This is a genomic window from Nitrosospira multiformis (assembly GCF_900111585.1).
GTDB lineage: Bacteria > Pseudomonadota > Gammaproteobacteria > Burkholderiales > Nitrosomonadaceae > Nitrosospira > Nitrosospira multiformis_B.
On the sequence record NZ_FOHI01000001.1, the window covers coordinates 355584 to 376820 of the forward strand.

General features: G+C 50.9%; 21 protein-coding genes and 1 pseudogene. 15 read left to right on the forward strand and 7 right to left on the reverse strand.

From position 1 onward, the window contains the following. Nucleotides 1–151: 151 nt before the first annotated feature. Nucleotides 152–601 (forward strand): MaoC family dehydratase, encoded by a 450-nt coding sequence (locus BMW46_RS01680; RefSeq protein WP_074703957.1) that lies wholly within the window; start codon nt 152–154, stop codon nt 599–601. Nucleotides 602–836: 235 nt separating this feature from the next. Here the strand turns inward: BMW46_RS01680 and BMW46_RS15895 are convergent, their stop codons facing one another. The 3 genes from BMW46_RS15895 to cfa all read right to left on the reverse strand — a co-directional run bounded on the left by BMW46_RS15895 (nt 837) and on the right by cfa (nt 3379). Next, nucleotides 837–908 carry a hypothetical protein gene (locus tag BMW46_RS15895; RefSeq protein WP_371113489.1) on the reverse strand — a complete coding sequence of 24 codons (72 nt, stop codon included), beginning with the start codon at nt 906–908 and terminating at the stop codon, nt 837–839. Nucleotides 909–1100: 192 nt separating this feature from the next. After that, nucleotides 1101–2018 carry a fatty acid desaturase family protein gene (locus tag BMW46_RS01695; RefSeq protein WP_177171015.1) on the reverse strand — a complete coding sequence of 306 codons (918 nt, stop codon included), beginning with the start codon at nt 2016–2018 and terminating at the stop codon, nt 1101–1103. 224 nt (nt 2019–2242) lie between these two features. Then, nucleotides 2243–3379 (reverse strand): cyclopropane fatty acyl phospholipid synthase, encoded by a 1137-nt coding sequence (gene cfa, locus BMW46_RS01700; RefSeq protein WP_074703960.1) that lies wholly within the window; start codon nt 3377–3379, stop codon nt 2243–2245. Between the two features lie 250 nt (nt 3380–3629). On the opposite strand from cfa, the gene BMW46_RS15900 reads away from it, so the two are divergent. Further along, nucleotides 3630–3860: a type II toxin-antitoxin system ParD family antitoxin gene (locus BMW46_RS15900; protein WP_074703961.1), complete on the forward strand. Its 231-nt coding sequence runs from the start codon at nt 3630–3632 to the stop codon at nt 3858–3860. Here BMW46_RS15900 and BMW46_RS01710 read toward each other — a convergent pair. Beyond that, nucleotides 3857–4087, reverse strand: a pseudogene (locus BMW46_RS01710) (integrase core domain-containing protein); the annotation flags it as partial. The gene BMW46_RS15900 and the pseudogene BMW46_RS01710 sit on opposite strands and share 4 nt — an antisense overlap. A gap of 59 nt (nt 4088–4146) precedes the next feature. Between BMW46_RS01710 and BMW46_RS01715 the strand changes: the two are divergent. The 5 genes from BMW46_RS01715 to BMW46_RS01735 all read left to right on the forward strand — a co-directional run bounded on the left by BMW46_RS01715 (nt 4147) and on the right by BMW46_RS01735 (nt 8507). Continuing rightward, complete coding sequence (locus BMW46_RS01715) at nt 4147–4572, forward strand: hypothetical protein (RefSeq protein WP_074703963.1); 426 nt, start codon at nt 4147–4149, stop codon at nt 4570–4572. A gap of 171 nt (nt 4573–4743) precedes the next feature. Next, nucleotides 4744–5748 (forward strand): ketopantoate reductase family protein, encoded by a 1005-nt coding sequence (locus BMW46_RS01720; RefSeq protein ID WP_074703964.1) that lies wholly within the window; start codon nt 4744–4746, stop codon nt 5746–5748. Next, a complete protein-coding gene (locus tag BMW46_RS01725; RefSeq protein WP_074703966.1) occupies nt 5745–6728 on the forward strand; it encodes an NAD-dependent epimerase/dehydratase family protein in 984 nt (327 codons plus the stop codon). Before BMW46_RS01720 ends, BMW46_RS01725 begins: the two co-directional genes overlap by 4 nt. Before the next feature lie 265 nt (nt 6729–6993). Further along, nucleotides 6994–7230, forward strand: a complete 237-nt coding sequence (locus tag BMW46_RS01730) for a hypothetical protein (protein WP_074703968.1) — start codon at nt 6994–6996, stop codon at nt 7228–7230. Between the two features lie 218 nt (nt 7231–7448). Next, entirely contained in the window at nt 7449–8507 is a 1059-nt protein-coding gene (locus BMW46_RS01735; RefSeq protein WP_074703969.1) for an AI-2E family transporter, read from the forward strand. A gap of 232 nt (nt 8508–8739) precedes the next feature. Here BMW46_RS01735 and trhA read toward each other — a convergent pair whose 3' ends face one another. After that, nucleotides 8740–9390: a PAQR family membrane homeostasis protein TrhA gene (gene trhA, locus BMW46_RS01740; protein ID WP_074703971.1), complete on the reverse strand. Its 651-nt coding sequence runs from the start codon at nt 9388–9390 to the stop codon at nt 8740–8742. A 789-nt stretch (nt 9391–10179) separates the two neighbouring features. Here trhA and BMW46_RS01750 point away from each other — a divergent pair. Then, the gene (locus tag BMW46_RS01750; protein WP_074703974.1) at nt 10180–10737 is read left to right on the forward strand and encodes an SRPBCC family protein; all 558 of its coding nucleotides are present in this window, start codon (nt 10180–10182) and stop codon (nt 10735–10737) included. 293 nt (nt 10738–11030) lie between these two features. Here the strand turns inward: BMW46_RS01750 and BMW46_RS01755 are convergent, their stop codons facing one another. Then, nucleotides 11031–13694 carry an MMPL family transporter gene (locus BMW46_RS01755; protein WP_074703976.1) on the reverse strand — a complete coding sequence of 888 codons (2664 nt, stop codon included), beginning with the start codon at nt 13692–13694 and terminating at the stop codon, nt 11031–11033. A gap of 270 nt (nt 13695–13964) precedes the next feature. Between BMW46_RS01755 and BMW46_RS01760 the strand changes: the two genes are divergently transcribed. The 5 genes from BMW46_RS01760 to BMW46_RS01780 all read left to right on the forward strand — a co-directional run bounded on the left by BMW46_RS01760 (nt 13965) and on the right by BMW46_RS01780 (nt 17293). Further along, on the forward strand, nt 13965–14186 hold the full coding sequence (locus BMW46_RS01760) for a hypothetical protein (protein ID WP_074703977.1): 222 nt from the start codon (nt 13965–13967) through the stop codon (nt 14184–14186). Nucleotides 14187–14416: 230 nt separating this feature from the next. Further along, nucleotides 14417–14881: a conjugal transfer protein TraD gene (gene traD / locus BMW46_RS01765; protein ID WP_074703979.1), complete on the forward strand. Its 465-nt coding sequence runs from the start codon at nt 14417–14419 to the stop codon at nt 14879–14881. A 791-nt stretch (nt 14882–15672) separates the two neighbouring features. Further along, nucleotides 15673–15951, forward strand: coding sequence for an XRE family transcriptional regulator (locus tag BMW46_RS01770; RefSeq protein ID WP_218141737.1), 279 nt, complete (start codon nt 15673–15675; stop codon nt 15949–15951). 76 nt (nt 15952–16027) lie between these two features. Then, on the forward strand, nt 16028–16621 hold the full coding sequence (locus tag BMW46_RS01775) for a thermonuclease family protein (RefSeq protein ID WP_371113484.1): 594 nt from the start codon (nt 16028–16030) through the stop codon (nt 16619–16621). A 438-nt stretch (nt 16622–17059) separates the two neighbouring features. After that, nucleotides 17060–17293: a hypothetical protein gene (locus BMW46_RS01780; RefSeq protein ID WP_074703983.1), complete on the forward strand. Its 234-nt coding sequence runs from the start codon at nt 17060–17062 to the stop codon at nt 17291–17293. 37 nt (nt 17294–17330) lie between these two features. On the opposite strand, the gene BMW46_RS01785 is transcribed toward BMW46_RS01780, so the two are convergent. Next, nucleotides 17331–18722: an exonuclease domain-containing protein gene (locus tag BMW46_RS01785; protein ID WP_074703984.1), complete on the reverse strand. Its 1392-nt coding sequence runs from the start codon at nt 18720–18722 to the stop codon at nt 17331–17333. Between the two features lie 450 nt (nt 18723–19172). Between BMW46_RS01785 and BMW46_RS01795 the strand changes: the two genes are divergently transcribed. Further along, a complete protein-coding gene (locus BMW46_RS01795) occupies nt 19173–20381 on the forward strand; it encodes a hypothetical protein (RefSeq protein WP_074703988.1) in 1209 nt (402 codons plus the stop codon). 33 nt (nt 20382–20414) lie between these two features. Beyond that, entirely contained in the window at nt 20415–21146 is a 732-nt protein-coding gene (locus BMW46_RS01800; protein WP_074703990.1) for a ferritin-like domain-containing protein, read from the forward strand. The last annotated feature ends 91 nt before the right edge of the window (nt 21147–21237 follow it).

Consider the following 21237-nt stretch of genomic DNA (forward strand, 5'->3'; position numbering starts at 1 on the left):
CAGTCCAGGGATTTCAGCTGGATGTGGTATGCCGACATTGTACTGGCCGCTCTTGCAGCCATCATTAACTTGCCGATTCGAGAGGCGCCAGTATCGGGCGCTACTGTTAGCACACCTTAACTCTATATATAAGGTAAAAGGAATCCAGGCAATGGCAAGCGAACAGTATCTCGACGACTTTACTGTAGGGCAGCGATTTGGATCTCCACGTCTGGTGATGGATGGCGACGCGATCAAGCGATTTGCAGCAGAGTTCGATCCTCAGCCTTTCCACCTCAACGAACAAGCAGCACAGGAAACCATATTTCGTGGGCTGGCTGCGAGCGGATGGCATACAGCGGCGCTGACTCACAAGCTTTTGGTTGCGAGCGAGTTCAAGCCAGCGGGCGGAATCGTTGGTGGAAGTTTGGAAATCCAATGGCCCCGCCCAACACGTCCTGGAGACGAACTACATGTTGAAACTGAGGTGCTTGAGGTCAGGCCATCGAAGTCGCGACCCGAACAAGGCATCGTCAAGGTTCGGGTCACGACTTTTAACCAAAGAGAGGAAGTTCTCCAGACGTATGTGGGGAACCTAGTCGTACGACGCCGGCTGCCATAGCACGTTTCTCAGACACTGCTAGCAGCCACATACGCTAGAAATGTTTGCAAGATGCTTTCAAAGCGTTTGAAGTCGGTTTCTATCTCAGGGTTCTTCATCACATCGTAGGCCATGAATGTCGGCAGCGCCTCGTAGCCGATCCACTTGAAGTTGAGATGCATCGGCAGCAATAAATCGTCTTCACTGATCCCATCGAAAATCCCTCGTCGGGATTGTTGAAGGCTTCTCTAGGAGGTCAGCTCGCCCTCGGCACGTCATCGCCCCAGCACTCGACAACGTTCAGTGTGCCGTACTCCCGGAATACCAAGGCAACCTTTGCCGCATGCTGCCGGTAGATTTCACGATTGTCGTAGGCACGGCGGCAACGAATCCATCGATGTAGTTCATGATCGATCTCCTTTATGGTTTGAATTGAGCCGTTTGGTCAAACCCGCTCTTACTACTGTCTATCTGCGTGCGATCGATTAAACCCTATGCCCGTGAACTCGAGTGAAATGCCTTAAGCTTGAATGCCACGCAGCCATGCCTCAACTGTTGCCATTTCCACCCGTCTTCCGCCGTCCAGCGTAACAAGTGTCCGCGGGCCATCGTACACCCGCGGGGTGCGGAAGAGGACGCGAAGCGCCAGCCAGTGTGGCGGAGCCAGGTAACGGTCGGCAGCGTGGCGGCGTAGGCTCTGCCGTACCAGGGGGTAGTAGTGGCTGCACATGTTGGGGAAAAGATGGTGTTCGACGTGATGGCTGAAGTGAAAGTGTAGCCTATCGACCAGCTTTGGCGTCGTGACACTCATAGTTGTGCCGAGAGTGTCGCGCTCGTGAGTGAGCGGGCGCATCAGATGGTTAGTCACGATGTAAGACATAACGACAAAGTTTGCGATGAGCATCGGCAGCAGCACAACCAATACAGCGCCTCTGGGACCGCTTTCCACGCAGACCAGTAGCCAGAATGCTGCCAGGACTGCACTGTCAAGCATAGCTCGCCCGCGTTTGAGCTGCTTAAAATCCGCCCGTCCTCTTGATTTCAGCCAGAGCACTCCTTGGGCTTGAAGAGTGAAGAACAGAAAGAGATATGTAGCGCTCAGCCAGTGGCCTGAACCCGGGGCAAATTTCAGCCACAGAACATCCGCACGAGTCGGTTGGCCGAGTTTGTAGTCACTCATGGTACCGAAGTTATCAGGATCGTGACCCTCCATATTCGCGTAGGGATGATGGACTTGCTGGTGCCAGATCCGCCACAAGTGGGGTGAAAGACAAAAGATCGCAAACGCGGGATAGAGCAACCAGTCTTGCAGACGTTGCGAGCGGACTGTAGCACCGTGGGCGATCTCGTGCCCGAGAAACATCAGGCTTCCATATAAACTGCCGAGGAACAAAGAACCGATGACGGCGAGGTACCATGGCAGCGGGATCCGAACCAAAGTTATGCTGCAAAAGACGATGAGTCCAACGAGCGGAAACACGAATAAGGCTCGCCAGGGTCGATTAGTGAACGCATCCGCAGGCAAGTCAGCCCGAATCTTACTTTTAAGGATTTGATCAGCTTTCACGCTCCCCCCATGATTGCTAGTACAGCAGAGGACGTATACTCATCTAAACGTTGGATTTACTTTACGTACGCCTTCGGCATAATCGCGTCAACCTTTCATCGGATGGATCGATAGGTTGAAGCTGGGTAGCCTTTGGATAGTACAATTTGCCACAGCTGCAAACGCCGGGCCTTAAAGGCACTGGCAAAAGAGGCCAAGTAATACTCCCACATGCGGGCAAAGCGGTCTTGAGAGATGGACGTCTGCAGGGGCAGCGGCTGATAATTCTGTTTGAAGTTATCGCGCCAGCTCAGTAGTGTTCGGGTATAGTCCACGCCAAAGTTGTGCCAATCCTCCATGACGAATAGGCCTTCTATGGCTTCTCCCATCTGCCGGACAGACGGAGCCACGCCGTTCGGGAAAATATACCTATCCAGCCATGGATCACAGCGCAGGCGAGAAAGGTTGTCACCGATGGTATGGAGCAAGAACCAGCCCTCGTCAATCAAGACCTCATCTACTACTTCCATAAACGTGCGGTAGTTTTTTGGGCCGACATGCTCAAACATTCCGATTGAGACTATCTTCTCAAATTCACCATGTGCCTCCCGGTTAAGCTCGCGGTAATCGCCTTGGATAATTTCGATGGCCATTCCTGTGCAGTTCGCTCTGGCGAAAGCCGCCTGTTCTTCCGAAATGGTGATTCCGACCCCGCGGCATTGGTAGCGCTCGCAGGCAAATTTCAAAAAACTACCCCAGCCGCAGCCGATATCGAGTATGCGATCCTGAGGGGAAAGGGCTAATTTGCGGCAAATTAAATCCAGTTTGGCTTCTTGAGCCTGGTCGAGTGTCTCTGCCTCCTTCCAATAGCCGCAGGAATAGTTCATTCGTTTGTCGAGCATTGTTTGGAACAATGCGTTGCTCAGGTTGTAATGAGTCTGCGCCACCTCTATCGCCTTGCGGTAAGACTGCCGGTTAAAGACTTTCGCTTGAATAAGAGCCAGGCTCTCGCGCCAGCTCAGACTCAGCTTTTGGTCGGCTTGGTAGCGTAGTAGGCGATAAAAAAACTCCTCCAATTGCGCACACTCCCACCAACCGTCCATGTATGATTCCCCTAATCCCAAGGTTCCCTGGGCTAGCACCCTTTCGTAAAACTGCTCATTGCTTACCTGGATGTCGTAAGGTGCTGATCCATTGATCGTGATACCCGCTTCGGCAGCTAAGTTCTGAATCAGGGTGCGGTACTTATTCACAGTTTCTTCTCGCGATAGCAAACTTCGCAACAGGGAATTCAAACACCATTGGCTTGAGCTGGCAGTGAAGGTGACAGCCAGGTCCTAACGGGACGCGGTCAGTAGTAGCTATGAAATCTTCTTTCATCATCAGGCTCCCTGGTTACCTAAAGTCGGGATGTTCAAATGCGCTCTCACGCAGCCTATTGAGGAGATCCCCTGAACTCTTTATAGGTGCGAGTAATTACAGTTGCAAGCTCATGCTAAAAGAATGAAAGCCAACTTCTGTGTCCAGGAACTGGACTCCGATGCAGAGCCGGGTGAGTGTCGTTCTGGAGGGCATGGGAATGAACATCACCTTACGCCTCAGCTGAAGAAATGGTGCGACAGAAGGTTACATTGGCTCTATACGTCAGCCAGTGAAGTGGTGCGTGAAGCCTTGCGTTTGATGGAAGAGAATGAAACGCTCCGGGTTCCGTGGAGGCTGGTTGGTTTAAGTTAGACTTCGACGGTGATTTTTTCTTCGGCTTCCGCTGGTGGAATATATCCTATGGGTGCCAGCAAGCGGTGATGGTTAAACCACGAAACCCATTCCAGCGTGGCCAGCTCGACCGATGCCCTGGTTTTCCAGGGGCCGCAACGGTTAATTACTTCGGTCTTGTACAACCCGTTGATGGTTTCGGCTAAGGCATTGTCATAGCTGTCTCCACGACTACCCACGGAGGGCCGATCAAAGCCGCTGTTCAATCTGAAGGTACGATCAGAAATCAACCGAAAGGAGAATTGAAATGACTTATGGTACAACTCCTGCTATCCAGGCAAATGATTTCCTGCTCGAAGGGCAGAATAAACAGATTCACTTCGGGGCAACAACCTTTCCCGGCGTACCGTTCCTTAGCTATAAGGATGAGGAAGATGAGAGTAACGATCGCGAGTTTCGTGGAGACGAGATCGATATACAAGAAACGAAATTCGGAAAACTGATCACAGTTTTGATTGGACAAGTGCCGGATTCTCACATGGTTTACCTTGCCCTGCTGCTACCAACGATCTATCTGCCGGGGCAAACCAGGGAGTTTCCTGTTAAGACAATAGCAGTTGTTACCACCCATCGAACTCCTTTTATCGGACGCCGAGGTAATGTTAACGGGCTACAACTTGATACATACGACACGCTAACCCTTAAAGGAACTGCTCGCTTCATCATCGCATAGACATGATACTTTTTTATCATCAGACGACAGGATAAGGATTAAGCTTTGCCGCAGCTAAAAATACAAGCTGCTATGTCTGAAACCGCACGGTAACAGGCTGAGATTGAATCCAGTATTACATCTCTCTAACTAAAGCTCGGCCTCACCCTTGATAGGCCAGCATCCTTCGTTATGAAATCGTCTGCTCATATTATTGGCGCCGGAGGTATCGGCATTGCTGCAACAGCCTGCCTTAGGCGTGCTGGATGGGACGTGACCATAATTGAGTCGAACCCCGAAAAGGTCGCCGCTGGTCGCCGCAACGAAATGACGCTGAATGGGCAACCCATTCACGGCACTCATTTTGTGCACTTTGACGACTGGATTCCGCCAAAAGAGGCAGCAGTGTTGTTATGCACAAAGACTTTCGATAATGCTCCGATCCTGCAACGCATCGCGAACACGCAAACATTGGTGCCAATCCAGAATGGCTACGACGAAACCCTCGAAAGGTCCCATCATCCCGCAGAAGCTATTGCTTCATTTGTTTCCGAGTGTCCCACTGACAGTCTCGACGCTCGCATTACTCGGGCCGGGTCTTTGCATATCGGCCCACGTCGCAAGGTAGGCAGCGGTGAAGGTGAGCGTGTCCATATGCTTGCCTCTGCCTTTGCTAAGGGCAAACTATTTCCGGTGGAACACGTTGCGGATATCCGCCCGTTCAAATCAACGAAACTGATGTACAACTCGGCCATTTCACCCTTAGCAGCAAGCGCGGGCGTTGATAATGCCGAACTTCTCATTGATCCGTTTACCCAAAAACTGTTCTTCACTTTGCTGCGGGAAAATTATTCGATCCTGCAGCATGCTGGTCTTACGCTGGAAAAGATCGGGCCATTTCATCCCGACACGGTCATGCGCATATTGCAAACCCCGTTCTTGCCGAAGCTCATGGGATTATTCTTCCGCCCTTCCTTGCGTGGAACATATTGCTCCATGAGTCCGGATATGGGAAGCGGCCAGACGGAGATCGATGCTTACAACGGGCATCTTGTTCGACTTGCAGGAGACTTTCCCTGTCCAATCAATAATGCGGTTATCAAGCTTGTCGATAGAATCTCTCGCGAGCGGCTTCCCAAGGCAAGATCCCACCTTCACCACCTCGTGACGTCTCTGCCGGATAGTGTTTTGATATGAATTTGGTGACAGGTGGCGCCGGGTTTATCGGTTCACATCTGGTGCAGCAATTACTCGCCGCCGGCGAAACCGTGCGGGTGCTTGAACATCCCAAAGCTGTGGTAAGTCATTTACCACTTGAATGTATTGAACTTGTCCAAGCAGATATTCGTGACTTAGATGCAATGCGTAACGCGGCGCGCGGCTGCGAGCGCGTCTATCACCTGGCTGCTGACCCAAATCTGTGGCGACGCAACCGTCGTGAGTTTGACGAGATCAACCATGTTGGCACTCTTAACGTCATGCGTGCCGCGCTCGACAGCGGAGTCAGTAAAGCGCTGTATGTAAGCACTGAAAGTATTCTCACATCGGATCAATCCAATGGGGGAGCGGTTGAGTCTGCGCGCTTTCGCGAAGAGGATATGATCGGGCCTTACTGCTTGAGCAAATTCCGAGCGGAACAAGCCGTGTTCCAACTTGCCGAAACCGGCGCTCCGGTGATCGTATGCAGTCCCACATTACCTATTGGACCGGGCGATCGAAATCAAACGCCTCCAACTCGCCTTTCGGTTGCATTCTGTAGAGGAAAGATTCCTGCATATCTTGATTGTCAATTGAATCTGATTGATGTTCGCGACGTTGCTGACGGAATGATACGTGCGATGCAGCGGGGTCGGCCTTTCATTCGATATTTACTAGGTGGACACAACTTTCGTTTGATCGAGTGGCTTCAACTTCTCGGGGATATCGTGAATCGTCCAGCCCCACGATGGACTATTCCCTATTCGGCAGCGTTAGCGACTGGTTGGTTCAGCGAGTTATGGGCTGATAATATTTCGCATCGCATGCCTATGGCAACTGTTACAGGTGTACGCCTTACAAAACGTTTAATGCACTTCGATCCTTCACAAACCTTTGAGGAACTGGGTTTGAAGCCTCGGCCGATAGAGGAATCAGCAAGGGATGCTGTCAGCTGGTATCGTCAGCAGCATTGGATCTGATACGAGGGACTTTGGGGGCCGGAGTGTTGCATTTTATTCCATACTTGGGAACTATGGTCGTTGCGCTCGCCAGTGGTGTTGCCGGGTTGCTGCAATTCGGATCACCTGCCCTATTGTCAAGGTGGTTTGCGATCGAGCCAGATGCTTAAACCTTTGGGTGAACTTTTGGGGCAATAATCAACCTTTACCCTCACTGATAAAACCTCAGTATTTAGCAATTCTGCGATACATCGCTATACCTGTAACATTTAACCACGGAGAGCAGATGAACGTTGATAATGCCGATTATAAAGGATACAGAATTGTGGCCAGCGCAGAGCAGGACGATACCGCTGGTCTTTGGAACGGCCGTTACAGGATTATTGATAAGGAGGGTATAGTCGTTTACGAAAGTTTCGCCATGCCTGTGGACGAAGAGAGCAAGGCGCTAGAGGCTGCCCATGCAGAGGCTAAAGCATGGATCGATAGCGATACTGCTAAACTTTCCGGTTCGCCTGATTAAGAAGGTCCTATCCAGGGCAAATTTTTTGAGCTTGGCATACGGGACAGTATGATCCTTAAGAGGCGCGGAACGTAAGCGATTAAGGATGCCGCGAAAGCTCCTTGAATAGGGTCGAATGGCGCCGGATTTATTAGTCTTGAGGGCAAGAATCCACTCTACACTGTCACCAGATTGTTCCGTACCCTAGCGAACACAACGAGACTTTCACCTTCCATCTAATGAATTCCCCGGAGCTTCAGCAAAAAGCCTTCCTGCTCCTGTTAATTGTCATCTCCCTGGCATTCGGGTGGATATTGCTGCCTTTTTTCGGCGCAATATTCTGGGGCTCCGTTCTCGCCATAATATTTGTGCCGTTTTATCGCTGGTTGCTAGAGCGCCTGGGCCAGCGGCAGAATCTTGCCGCGCTCACAACCTTATTGCTTTGCCTGATCATGGTGATTCTCCCGTTCACGCTCATCACCGCTTCACTGTTGCAGGAGGGGGTAGTCTTTTATCAGAGAATTCGCTCAGGGGAGCTAAACTTTGGCGCGTATTTCGAACAAGTCATGAGCGCGCTGCCGCCCTGGATAGTCAAATTTCTCGATAACGCCGGGTTGGCCAGGATTTCCGAGCTAAAGGACACGTTGTCAAACATCGCCTTGCAGGGAAGCCAACGCCTCGCGGAGGAGGCGCTCCAAATGGGCCAGAATACATTTGAGTTCGTTGTCAGTTTTGGCATCATGTTATATCTGCTGTTTTTCTTGCTTCGGGATGGGACCCTTTTGTCTGCGAAAATTAAACAGGCAATTCCGCTACGCCCGGAGCATAAGCGGAATTTATTCGGTAAATTCACCACCGTGGTTCGTGCCACCGTAAAGGGCAATATCGCCGTGGCCGCGATACAAGGCACGCTAGGGGGAGTGATATTTTCATTCTTGGGTATACAAGGAGCGCTGCTGTGGGGCTTTGTGATGGCTTTCTTATCTTTATTGCCTGCTATTGGCGCTGCCCTGATCTGGGCACCGGTAGCGATCTATTTCCTGCTTACCGGGGCCATTTGGCAAGGAATAACTCTCATCGCCTTTGGTGTGCTTGTAATTGGAATGGTGGATAACGTTCTACGGCCCATACTTGTCGGCCAGGATACCCGGATGCCCGACTATGTAGTACTTATCTCAACGCTCGGGGGTATGGTTCTTTTTGGCCTTAACGGTTTCGTCATCGGCCCCGTAATCGCAGCACTGTTTATTGCCGCTTGGGATCTCTTTTCTACAACACGGGAGAGGCTCAACGATTAATGAGAAAATTATTCTAAACCAGCAACAGCGCGTGGGTGATTAACGGTGGGCGGCGTAGGCTCTGCCATACCAAGGGTAGTAACGGCTGTACATGTTGGGAAAAGATGGTGTTTCGACGTGAAGACCCTAGCAGAATACGCGGTACCTGAAGATTCAAACACAGCTGTCCAATTTTTTTAGCAGCAAGACACTGCCTGATACGTTTGAGCGCTCTGTGCGGATAGAGGGAAGGTCAGGCGCCATACCAGAACACGGCGAAGTAATGGCATGTGGTGCCCACCAAAACGAAGAGATGCCAAATCAGGTGAGCATATCGCAAGCGCGAATCGATAGCGAAAAAAACCACTCCGAGTGTGTAAGACAACCCTCCGGCAACTAACCAGAGCAAGCCAGGCGTTGGCATTTTGGCAATCAATGGATCCGCGGCAATCACAACCAGCCATCCCATGAGCAGATAGAGACAGGTGGATAGAATGGGTGGGGAGGCCCCATAGAATACCTTCAGCACCACGCCGGCTGCAGCAAGAACCCATATAGTTGAAAGAAGAATCCAGCCCCATGCGCCATGAAGTACCCCTAGCGTGAATGGCGTATAGGTGCCAGCGATAAGAAGAAAGATCGCAGAATGCTCAAGGACCCGAAACACCTGCTTGGCGTTGCTCGTGGGCAACGCATGGTAGACGGTAGATGCAAGGTAAAGAAATATGGTCGTTGCGGAGAAGAGAGTCACACCAACAACAAACCCATCATTTCCATGCCGTGCCGCCTGCGTGATGAGAAAGGGAGTTCCGATGAGTGCTGCGGCAAGACCGATGCCATGGCTAATGCTATTGGCGATTTCTTCCCCTTGCGATTGCTCACGACTTAGCGGGGTAAGCGGCATGATTAGAGTCTCACATGTTGCTCAATCTGATTTTGTTGTTTCTCTAATAACTCACCTTAAACGTCAGTCGCGTCTTCCAGGCTGGCGCTAAATTGGTAACCCCAATCGGATCAAGTCCGGCCAGAGGCGCCTCTATGAGACAGCATTTGTCCTGAGTCCAGAACTTGTCGCTGTTCACATCGCTTAAGTGGACCTCGACATGGGTAACTTGATCTTCGAACCCGCTCAATATCTTGGTTACGGCTGATCCAACAGGCCGGGAAAGTTCACTATCCCTCAACGCAGCTACCACTGTTTATCTGAACTTGCACGATGTGCCCCATTTGCTTTTAAACATCACCTGTCCACTGAAGCATAGCAGAGGAGCCAATGTTTAGGACTATTGCCCCCATCAAGTGGAAACCTGCCCGGAACCTCAAGCTTCCGCAGTCACCCTCGGGTTGGTCGTTACCAAAAACTAGTTGAATTTATGGTTATGGGAGGAGAAATCGGCGTAGAAAGCGTTGTCGCGGTGGAAAGCGCGTTTTGGATTGAGCTACCATCGGTGGAGTCGCCGCAAATCAAAGGTAGCAAGTAGTGGGGCAACGAACAGACTGTGGATGCATGGTTCTGTAATTTAACGGGTTTTCTTTAGGAAATCATCAATGGTCCGAATAAACGAGGACAGCTTTTGATGATTTTAATAATCCATAGTGCGTGCCCGCGATCAGGATCAAGGTCAAAGGGGCGGTTCCCAATCCCGGAATTACCTTTCAATCAAGGAGTCACTCTCTCAAAGAGTGCACCCATATGTTCAGTTTGCTATCCATATTTGATTCAAGACCGGTCCAACCAGTAGCTTCCAAAGCAAGTATTCTCATGAAAGGTTCTACTGAGCAAGTATTCCGATATCTTGGCGATAATTTCTTTGAGAATTATCCAAAATGGTCTCCCGAAGTTAAAGAGCTTAAGCAAATCGGAGATCAGCCAATGGGTCCAGGAGTTACCGCAAGGCAAGTGCGTGTTGATGGTGGACACCGATCTGAATCCAACTTCAGAATTACACTTTATGAACCCAATCGATCTCTGGCTTTTGCAGGTATTTCTGAGCCCTTCCACTGCATGTACGAGATACAGGATGAAGGTAGAGAAGGTCTAGTCAAACTGATATTTACCTTCGAGTTGCTGGAGATGAAAGTATTTATGCGACCCTTCGAGCGACTAATACGCATTGCGGCTCAGCATGGGGCTGAGCGAACGGTGCGTAATATAAAAAGGTTGATCGAAATCGATGCTGATACTGCCAACTGCCATAGCGGTACAGAGAGCTATCCAATCACCGCTATAGGACAAGAGCCTGATGGGTAAGTCGCAAAGCAGACAAGTCTGGCATCGCTCGGATAACTTAGCATCGCAAACCTATAGCAGTCGCGGTACCTCTCTGAGGTGAATATCTGGTCACCCTACCTCTCAAGATGGGATTTACGGTCTCCAGCTTACTCTCACCTCTCTCGAAGCAGCTAGAACAGCTGTCAATCAATGAACCAGAAGGTGTTCATGTTGCACGACAAATGGCTTACCGCGGGACTGGCGTATCCTTGCCGCCAAGCATCATTTTTTACGTTCTACCAAACAGGGCTGAAAGCATGAGTATTGACGTTCTATCCTACCAATCGAGGTTGCGAACGTATCCCGTTTTCCTTGTCCTTTAGCACCAATTTGCTAAGCGCGGGAAGGATGATAAACGTACATACCATGATCCAGAATATGCCTATAGTAATAATCAAACCCATACTAGCAATGCCCGGATGCGAGGAGAATGCTAATCCTCCAAAACCGGAGGAGGTGGTAAGAGCCCCATAAAATATGGCTCTAGCGGTGCTGGATTGATAGATATCGCGAGCTTCCGAAAGCGAGTGGCGCAGCTTTACAAGCATGTGAATGCCGTTGTCAACACCTAATCCTAGTAACAGCGGCAGGGCGATGATGTTGGCAAAATTAATGGCGGTGCCGGTGATCGTTGCGCTTGCCATGGTAAAAAGTCCGGCCAGTATGAGCGGCGTCATGATCAGTGCCGTATCCAGAATGCTGCGCCGGATAGCGAGTAATAGTAGTGCGATGGCAACCAGGGCGATTACAACAGCTTTCTGAAAAGCCTTGATAACCTCTCTCATGGATTCCCAGTAGATGATGGGCAGGTCCGTGGTTTCGGGAGCGACTGATTGCACTTCGGTGATAAATTCCTCAAGATTGGCTAAATCGTTCAGGTCTTTTTTTGGAAAGATCTGAATGCGATACAAGCCATCCCTGCTCAGCCATTTATCCCTAATGTCGGGGGGCAGGTCAGACAGTGTGATTGTTCTGGCTTTCAAGCTGGCTGATAGATCGTTCATCACAGCCGGTAGCGTGCCGAGCAGCGCGGTCTGGATTTTTTCAATGAATATCTCCCGGCTGGGTTGATACCGTGTATCAAGCTCGATCAAAATATCCTGCAATTCCTTTTTTAAGCGTGTGAGTGAAGTGCGCTCCTCCATATTCGATTTTTCAGGCAAGATGGCATCGATAGTTCCAATCAAGCGGGTGATCTGCGGACCCGGGTCACTATGCGCTTTGAGTTGAGGGAAGTTCTGTACTTCCGCACCAAGCATCAGTCCCATTTCTTCGATCAAGGCCAATTTTTTATCCTGGTCGGCGGGTTGAAGGTCAAAAAGACTGACCGTTTTATCAACCGAAGGTAATGCCGAAAGCTTTTGCTGCAAGATTTTGGTGCTGCTTTCATCCCTGCTCAGGACGGTCAAGGTCAGCGGAGTGGTTTCCTCGTCCTCCATTAATTTTTTGAAAGCGATAACAGATTCGGTATCGGGATCGCGAAGATTAATCGGATTAAAATCGGTTTTCACATTGAACGCCAACACGACGGAGATCAGGGAAATAACAAGTGTTACAAGGGAAATCGGTTTGGCGTATTGAAGCGGCAAAGTTCCCAGTTTCTTTGAAAGCTCCGAAGGAGCATGAGGACCTTTTGCCGATCCGAATTTTACCGGTGCTGGCAAAAGTTTTAACAGTGCCGGCAAGGCAACCAACGTAACTGACAGGGAAATAAACAAGCTTGTTCCTGCTAGCAGGCCAAGCTCGGCGACGCCTTTGTAATCGGTTGGTATAAAAGCATAAAGTCCGATGGACGTAGTACCGGCGGCCAATAGAAGTGAGGGAGCTATTGTCATTAAAGTCACACGTAGTGCACGTTCTTTACGGTGACGATTCAGCTTATCCCGGTAGCGTAAGCAGAAGTGGATCGCATATTCCACGCCCAAGCCGACATTGGTTACTGCAAACGCGAGTGAAATCAGATTTAATTCTGTTACGGAAAAGGCCGCGAATGCCCCGCAAAAAATTACTCCTAAGGCTAGAGTTATCAACGTGGCTACCGTCAGCAAAATGGAACGGTAAGCAATCACTAAAATAAACAACACCAGTACAACTGAGAAAATACTGGCGGTAAAAGTGCCGGTACTAATGCCTGCCAACTCATCATCTTCAAGGGCGACTTCGCCGGTAACCCACACCTTAACAGCGGGGAGATAGGGATCTTGAATGCTGGCAATTGCCTTGTTGATGGACTCAATCGCATTTTTCGCAGGACGGATATGTGAGTAATCGAATTTAGGCGAGACAATAATAAACTCCTTACTGGAGTGTGTTTTCTTCCCAGAAATCATCGATTCCCAGGAGAGCAAAGCGTTTTCGCCATTGATTACTTTATCTAAAGCCAGCGTGACTTTATGGGTTAGCGAGGTTAGATCAATGGCTGCAGTACGAGTCGTGTCTCCGGGCTTTAGCGCATCCTCTAAAATAGAAAAAAAACCTGTTAGATTGGTTTCCTGGGCGATTCTGCCGATGAACGGCTGGGCGAGCGACAGGCTGTCGGATAAGCTCTCCAACTCGTCGGTATCGAGATAAAGCAATCCGTTCTGACGGAAAAATTCGTTGTCGTAGGGGATATAGGCCGAATTGAAATGATCTGTGTTGTCGCGGAGCAGGCGCAGTAATCTTTTACTAGCGGATTTGGTTAGTTCGGGCGTGTCCGATTCAACCACCAGCAAAAGCGTGTGCAAATCCTGTGAAAAGGCTTTCTCATAAGAGCGGCTGTGTTGCTGGAAAGGTGCATCCGGTGCGATCAGTCTGGTGGTGTCTGTGTTTATGCGCAAATGACCGAGCGCGTACTGGAAGGCCAGGATACCGAGCACAACCAGTATTGACAATGCGGTAATCGGATGGCCGATTGTCCAGTTTCGCCAGAAGGTGTAAATGCGGGATCTCGGCATAATCACCGGGCAAATTCCTCGATTCCCATCTCTGATTGAATCTTTTTTCTCAGATTAACAGGACGACGTAGTCATTCAGCACGAAGGTAGACGTTGCTGGCGCACTGGGTATCAGCGGTAGATTAAGCAGAGGGAGCAGGCTTTAGCCAATTATTTTGTCCATCCTTAGGAGAGCGGTACGTTCGCTACCGAACCGAATGGACGAAATCCAATCCATGTACTCAGATCCAAGGGACGCGACGTGATCGAGAAGCAAGCGCATAATAGTTTATGTCCCGGACTTTCTGTTGGAAGGTCATCCAGGCGATCAATCACATTCGCATGTTGTGGATTGGCCATCGTCAAGGTGGTCTGGGATCAAGCCGAATCGCTCGAATCGTCGTTCGTGCCACCGTAAAGGGTAATATCGCCGTGGCTGCGATACAAGGCACGCTAGGTAGAGAAGGCCTAGCCAAACTGATATTTACCTCACTAATACGCATCGCGGCTTAGGGTGGAGATGAGCGAACCATACGTAATATCAAAATTCTGGTCGAGATTGAGGCTGATATTGCCAACTGACATTGCGGTACAGAGAGTTATACGATCACTCCACCATCGGACAAGAAGATAGCCTGATGGGTAAGTCGTAAAAGAGGATTTCCATTCCCAGCTTATTTTTGGTTCCCTCAACCCCAAGGTAGCTGGAATGGGGCTGCCGATCAATCAACCAGGAGGTATTCATGTTGCACGACAAATGGCTTACCGCAAGACTGGCATATCTACGCGGCCTCGAAGCACCAAGCGAACAACAGCGGCAACTCCTTTTGCTGGTAGACAAGCTCAGGCGCACTGACGCGGACTCGCGTATCCTTGCCGCGTTAATTAAGGCGGAGGCGGCGGCAGAACGGGCACAGAGGGCGAGGACGGAAGCTGCCCGCCTTGCAGCAAGGGACGAGGAAGCAGCACGTATTTTAGAAGCAATCAACAGGGAGGCGGCCTCCAGAGAGCACGACCAGGAGCTGCACAATGCTGCCGAGTTGCTGATTCTGGCAGGTCTCGTGGATCCGGAAACCCGTACTCCGGTATTCGATCGAGGGGAGCTACTGGGAGCCTTGCTGGGGCTGGCAAATGTGCCGGCAGAGGATCCTAGAAGACGCGAGTGGAAACGTGCGGGAGATGCATTGCTCGCTGAGAAAACAAAATAAGAATGTTATGTTGCCCAAAAAAGAGCATGGACTACTAAATTTTTACCCATGATAACCTATTTTATCATGGGTAAAATTCCCCTTTCCCAGTCGACCTGCTAGAGGCCTAACACGATCATTTTCTGCATCCGGAAGGTTATAAATTTGCAAATAGCGATTTGTTCAAAAAGGGATTCTTTTGGCTCAAAGCAACTGTGAGGGCGCCAGATCATCTCGAACCTAGCAGCGCTACTGCTACGCAGGATCACTCCATTCAATGATTGATGCGACGACAGTTTGCTCGGAGGTACGTGGGGCACTTGGAAATAAATACTCGCGAAAAAGAACAACAAGTCACAATAAAGAAAGAACGACAAATGATTGAACAAATTGTTATTATTTGTTGTGACCCACTGATCTCTTGTTTATAAGAGACTCATAATCCCTGATCGTTGGTTCGAGTCCAACCAGACCCACCAATAAAATAAAGGCTTACGGATAAAACTGTAAGCCTTTTTCTTTTTAAGGGCATTGGTAGAGTACTTGATCAAAAGTATCTCCTCCAAACCAACTGCATTCTTCTCGAGGGGTAGGGCTTATAAATGCCCGGGCTCTGCCGGAGAGAAGACGTTCCCGTGAGGTGGAGGACACCTCCCGCGGGGTTTACACGTACGCATCGACGATGCCGTGCATGTGTTGCATGCGTTCCAGAAGAAGGCAAAATCTGGCATCATCACTTCGCAAGCGGACGGGCAGTTGATCGAGAACGGTTGCAGGCAGTGCTCGCCCCTATATTAGGGTAAAGGGAGATCATGATGACGCACAAAGAGCATTCTCAAGGTACCGCCAATGTGCTGCCCAACCCCGATTTTGACGGTGGGGAGGAACCATCGGCGAAGACGGTCCTCGCGGTCAAGCTAAATGAACTGATCGGCAGGCGAAGCTTAAGTGAGACGACGACTGCTCGCCTCACCGACATGAAGCTGCCGAAAGCGTCCCAGATTCGGTGCTACAAGCTGCAGAACATCTCGCTCGAGCGTTTGATGCAGCCAGTGACTACCATCAAGGTACCGTGTAATGTCACGGGATAGATTAGCTGAGTTGAGCCGGTTAATGGCCGGCCTGGTTGTCTATATCTCATGCACCTGCCTCGCTCAAGCAGAAATATTGAGCGGTCGCGTTGTCAAGATCGCCGATGGCGATACCCTGACAGTCCTCGACAAGTCAAACCGGCAGCACAAGATCAGACTTTTGGGAATTGATGCGCCTGAACATGCACAGCCGTTTGGCACCGTATCCCGGCAAAACCTGGCTGATCTGGTGTTTGGCAAAACAGTTGCTGTGGAGTGGCACAAGCAAGATCGCTATCAGCGTGTTTTGGGAAAAGTGCTGCTGAATGGGCAGGACGTAAACCTGAAGCAGATCAAGGCGGGACTGGCATGGCATTACAAACAGTATGACAAAGATCTGCGGCGGGCTGATAAGCAGCTGTATGCCGAGGCTCAGAAGGCAGCCAGTCTCAAGGGCATTGGACTGTGGAATGATGCGGCGCCCGTCGCACCGTGGGATTTCAGGCGCAACAAGCCTATCCCGTCAGTTGCAGACGATGAGTGCGAGATCAGGCTTGGTGAATTCCGGTACAAGATCGACCCCGTCATTTGTGGGATTTGTCGGAATGCCCTCAAGTCTGCTTCCACTCTGCCCGGACTCATGGAGCTTGTGCGTCTTGCAACTCGTCCCGCTTCCGATGAAGCTAATTGAATCGAGGCCAGCTCTTATGCAACGCGACAGTGAAGGCGGGTAAAAAAGTTGGCACCCATACGTGGTTCTGATGGACTACCTATCGGCTTAAATAGAGGAACATGATGGGAACTATGTACAAATTTCCGACTGCAAAAACACCTTCTCCTGCAATTAATCTTGCCAGGGTCAAGACTTCGCTACTTAAAGTGAAGACGGCATGGAGTCTAAGCTAAGTTTTCCCCAACTGGCATGTATGGGTCTGTCGATAGCTGTCTGATCTTGTGTCTCAGCTTGGGTTTCTGTGCTGATCAGGATTGCGGCAGACTTTTCGCAATGAGAAAAATCATTCCCCTGATAAGGCAGGAAAAAACAGGATTTTTTCACCCATAAGAAAAATGCTATTTGCTCTAAATTGGCCGTATGAACGATGCGCAACGGCTAAGAGGAGCGGATAGCATGGATAGGGATGACGAGGCATGGCGTTCACTTTGGACGCTTGAAATGATTTCCCGAACGGCAGTGCATCAATCCGGTGTCACAGCCAGAGTGACGCGCTCGCCAAATAATCCAAAGATAGACCGCATCTCGCTTGAAAATAAGGACAGCCTGGATCCCTCACGCTGGGATCTGGGCGACATTTCCAAACAGCTCATGGCGCTGTGGTTGGAGGGAAGTTTTGAGCGCGCATGAAGGCTGCATACGAAAACCATTTTCGCACCTGGGCCAGCTATCCAAAAGTAATCACCTCCGTTTGCTTTCCCAAGGTCTTCAGCAGTAGCTTGTAGGTATCGAGATCAAACTTCATGGATGAGCGCGTCCCGGGCACATCGTCCAAGCCAGCTTCATTGTCCACCGTTCCCAGGTGGCACCAGTAGTCGAAGACATGCACTTCCGATCGGCCGGACAACGCATTGTATTCCCGTATGCCGATCCTGCCGGGATAGGGCCATGATTTGAGCTTAAGCGGGAGCAGTGCCTGTTTCAGGCGTAGGTAATGCAGTTGCGGCGCTTCCTTGCCCGCGCAGATGCCGTTACAGCGTTTCAACTGGTGCGCGAAACACGCGCCTTTCCCATTCTCAAGGCCTACCACCCGGGGGCACAACCTGTTCTCCCGAACGATCCCGCGCAGCGCATCGACTGCCTTTGTCTTCGAGCGGAAGAGCCCGTACAGATGCCCGAACACCTCGGGCTGGATATCCTCTTCCGTCACGATATTCACCAGTTGGGGCTCGTGCGAGCCATCGGCCAGCTTCAGGGAAAAGAGTGTGCGGGAGCGGCGCAGTCGCTTGTTGTGGATGGGCTGATGCTCCTTGATCAATCTCGACTCCAGCAGCAGCGCGCCCAGTTCTCCGGCTGTTTCCATCCATTCGACCCGCTCGACCTCCTGGGCAATGCGCATGTCGCTGAACGAGGCATGGTCCCCACTGAAGTGGGACATGATCCGCGAGCGCAGCGTCACGCTCTTGCCGATATAGAGCGGAAGGCCGTTTTTGCCGTAGAAGAAGTAGACACCCGACCTGTCCGGAATCTGTTCCAGAATCGAAGCATCCAGGCCTGTGGGGAGGCTGGGGTCTTTCAGCAAGACAGCCGCCGCTTCTTGCACCTCTCGAGCTCCCAGCTCGCGCCTTGCCATCTCAAGATAGGCTGAGACGAGTTCCACGTCCCCCATCGCCCGGTGGCGCACTTCGGTCTTTAGCCCATGACGCTGCATGATGGCATCGAGCCCATGACTCTTGTGCTGCGGATAGAGCTTGCGCGAGAGTCTGGCCGTGCACAATACCTTGTGCTGAAGCAGCGCGCCCATGCGTCGGTACTCGTTCTTCAGGAATCCGTAGTCGAAGCGGACGTTATGCGCTGCCAGCACCGCTCCATCAAGAAAACTGTAGAGCCGGTGGGCGATGTCTCCAAAGGAAGGGGCATCCTTTACCATCCCATTGCTGATACCAGTCAGATGCGTGATGAAAGGCGGAATGGATATGCCTGGATTGACCAGCGTTTCCCAGCGCTCGCTTTCCATTCCTTCCTCGAAACGGATGAGCGCAATCTCGATAATGCGGTCATGAAGGGGCGTGCCACCCGTGGTTTCCAGGTCCAGGATGACGTAGGGGAAAGGAAGCAAGGTTGCGGCAGGAGCGAGGGCAGGTTTTTAAATTCCCGACAGCTTACAGAGTTAATCAGCTTGAGCAAAGAATCAATTAAATGGGTTAACGAAAGATTTTCGCAATTGGAAAATTTCCCATCCCCCGTTGGGGCTTGTTACAGGCCATGCCAGTCGTTCAAGGCTTTTCTTTTTGCTCAAGTATTCGAATTTTCTCAATGTATGGTCCCGAACAGAGTAGGAGAATTTAGCGGGGTAGCCTTTGCTATCCGCTCTTGAGAAGGAGAATAAGCGATCGCGAAGCAACCGCATGAGGTTGGGCCGGAAGCAGAGGCTTTCAGACCAGGTTAGCGTGATTGCGAGCAAATTTTCCTTGCTCATCATTTCCTGATTTACTCTCATCAATCTTAGCCAGATGGCCTGAACGGCCTTTATGCTGTCTTACGCGCTAATTGCGCAGAGGAGGACAAAATGGCACTCAATCTGTTTGAAGATAAAGGTTGCCCGCTGGAAAAGCAGCGGTTTACCTGGAAGGAGCTGGTGCAACCCCCGATCAGCAAGCTCGATGATGACGCATTCACCCGTGTGCGAGTCATCCTGATGAACGGCATTGAAATGGAAGCGATACGCTTCTCGCATGGATGTGCCCGGATGAATAAAGAACTGCAGTTACCCCTTGCGCAGCTTCGCATCGTGGAGCAGCACCAGGCAACGATGGTAAATGGACTGATAGGTGCAGATCACTCGATGCTTGAAACAACCATAGGCTATGAACAGGTCGCGATCGAAGTGACGGCGGTGGTTGCCCAGAATGAGCCTGATCCATATCTGGCGCAGGTGTACCGGTTTGGCATGCTGGAGGATTTCGACCATTTGTATCGCTACAGCGCCATGCTGGATCGCCTGGAAGGCAAGGATGCAAATAACATCACGCAATGCTACACGGATATTGTTCCGGGCCGTCCCACGGTAATTGAACATCGCGCGCCGCAGGACAACCTGCGCGAACATTACGACCGCTCGCGTGCTGCACCGATTACCAAACTGAACGCGTTGACCATCATGTCGGCCGAGCAGCAAACACAGAATTTCTATCTCAACGTCGCGCCCCTGTATGCGGACCCGGTAGTGCGGCAGTTGTACGTGGAAATCGCATCCATCGAGGAACAGCACGTGACGCAATACGAATCCATTATCGATCCGCATGAAACCTGGCTCGAGAAGTGGCTGTTGCATGAAGCCAACGAGGTTTACAACTATTATGGCTGCGTGCAGCAGGAATCGAATCCGCGCATCAAGGCTATCTGGGAGCGCTGCCTCGACTATGAACTGGGACATTTACAGGTGGCGATGAACATGTTCAAGCAATACGAGCGGCGTGATCCGGCCGAGGTATTGCCGGGGGAATTGCCCGAACCCATCAAATACGAAAGTCAGCGAGAATTCGTGCGACAGGTACTCAACCAGGAGGTTGATTTGAGGGCGCTCGGTACGCAGTTCGTGGATAAATCGCAGGAAGGCGAAGCGTCGCAGCAATACAGGGCCCAGCTCAACTCGTCAGGCTCGCCAACTGATACGGTTTCCGCGGGCTATCAATGGTGGCCGGGTACCGAGATCGTTCGCGGCAAGGAAATGGCCTTTAAAGAGGAATACGCCGCCGATACGGAGACCATCCGGTAATTTTCCGGAGACAGACATCAGGAGGTCAGAATCATGGAAAAAACGACAGTTTTAGGAAAAAATCGAACCGGCATCGATATGTCCCCGATCGACGCCAAGGAAATGATGGCGCTCGCCAAAATCACCCCCTCTTCCTCAACGGGCGATGAACAGGCGATTGCGGAAATGCGGAGCCAGTATATTCGCGAAGCTGAAGTCATTGGTTCGATTCCCCCGCCAGGTACTCTGAAAGGCATGGCCAGCACTGCCATGGAAAAGCTGACAGGCAAGAATCCAGAGGTGTTCATCGATAAGCTCGGCTGCAGGCTTGCGTTCGAGCGAGCCGGTGTTCGCTTGTACGACGCGCTGATTACAAAGTGTGCGGCTTCATCTAACGGTTCCATTGTTCCGATCGAAAGGTTGCGTGAATTCCGGAATGAGGAGCTGGAGCATTTCAAGCTCGTGGAAAGAGCCATTCGTTCGATTGGCGCCGACCCGACAGCGCAGACCCCTTCCGCCGATGTGGACGGAATGGCTTCGATCGGATTGGTTCAAGTGCTGACTGATCCACGCACGTCGGTGGCTCATTGTCTGGAAGCGATACTTATTGCGGAGCTTGCGGATAATGATGCTTGGCAACTACTTATCATGCTTACGGAAAAAATGGGCATGGATGACATGGCGCGGGATTTTCAGAACGCGCTGCGCGAGGAAGACGAGCACCTTGCTCATATCCGTCAGTGGTTCAAGCAGATGGTGATGGAGGATGCGGCAGTCGTCACTTAATTTAGGATTGTCAAGGCTGGGGATACGGTTTGGGATTACGACGTGTTCTCCTCAAAGTGTATTGGTTACAGATGCATTCTATTCAAGCCCT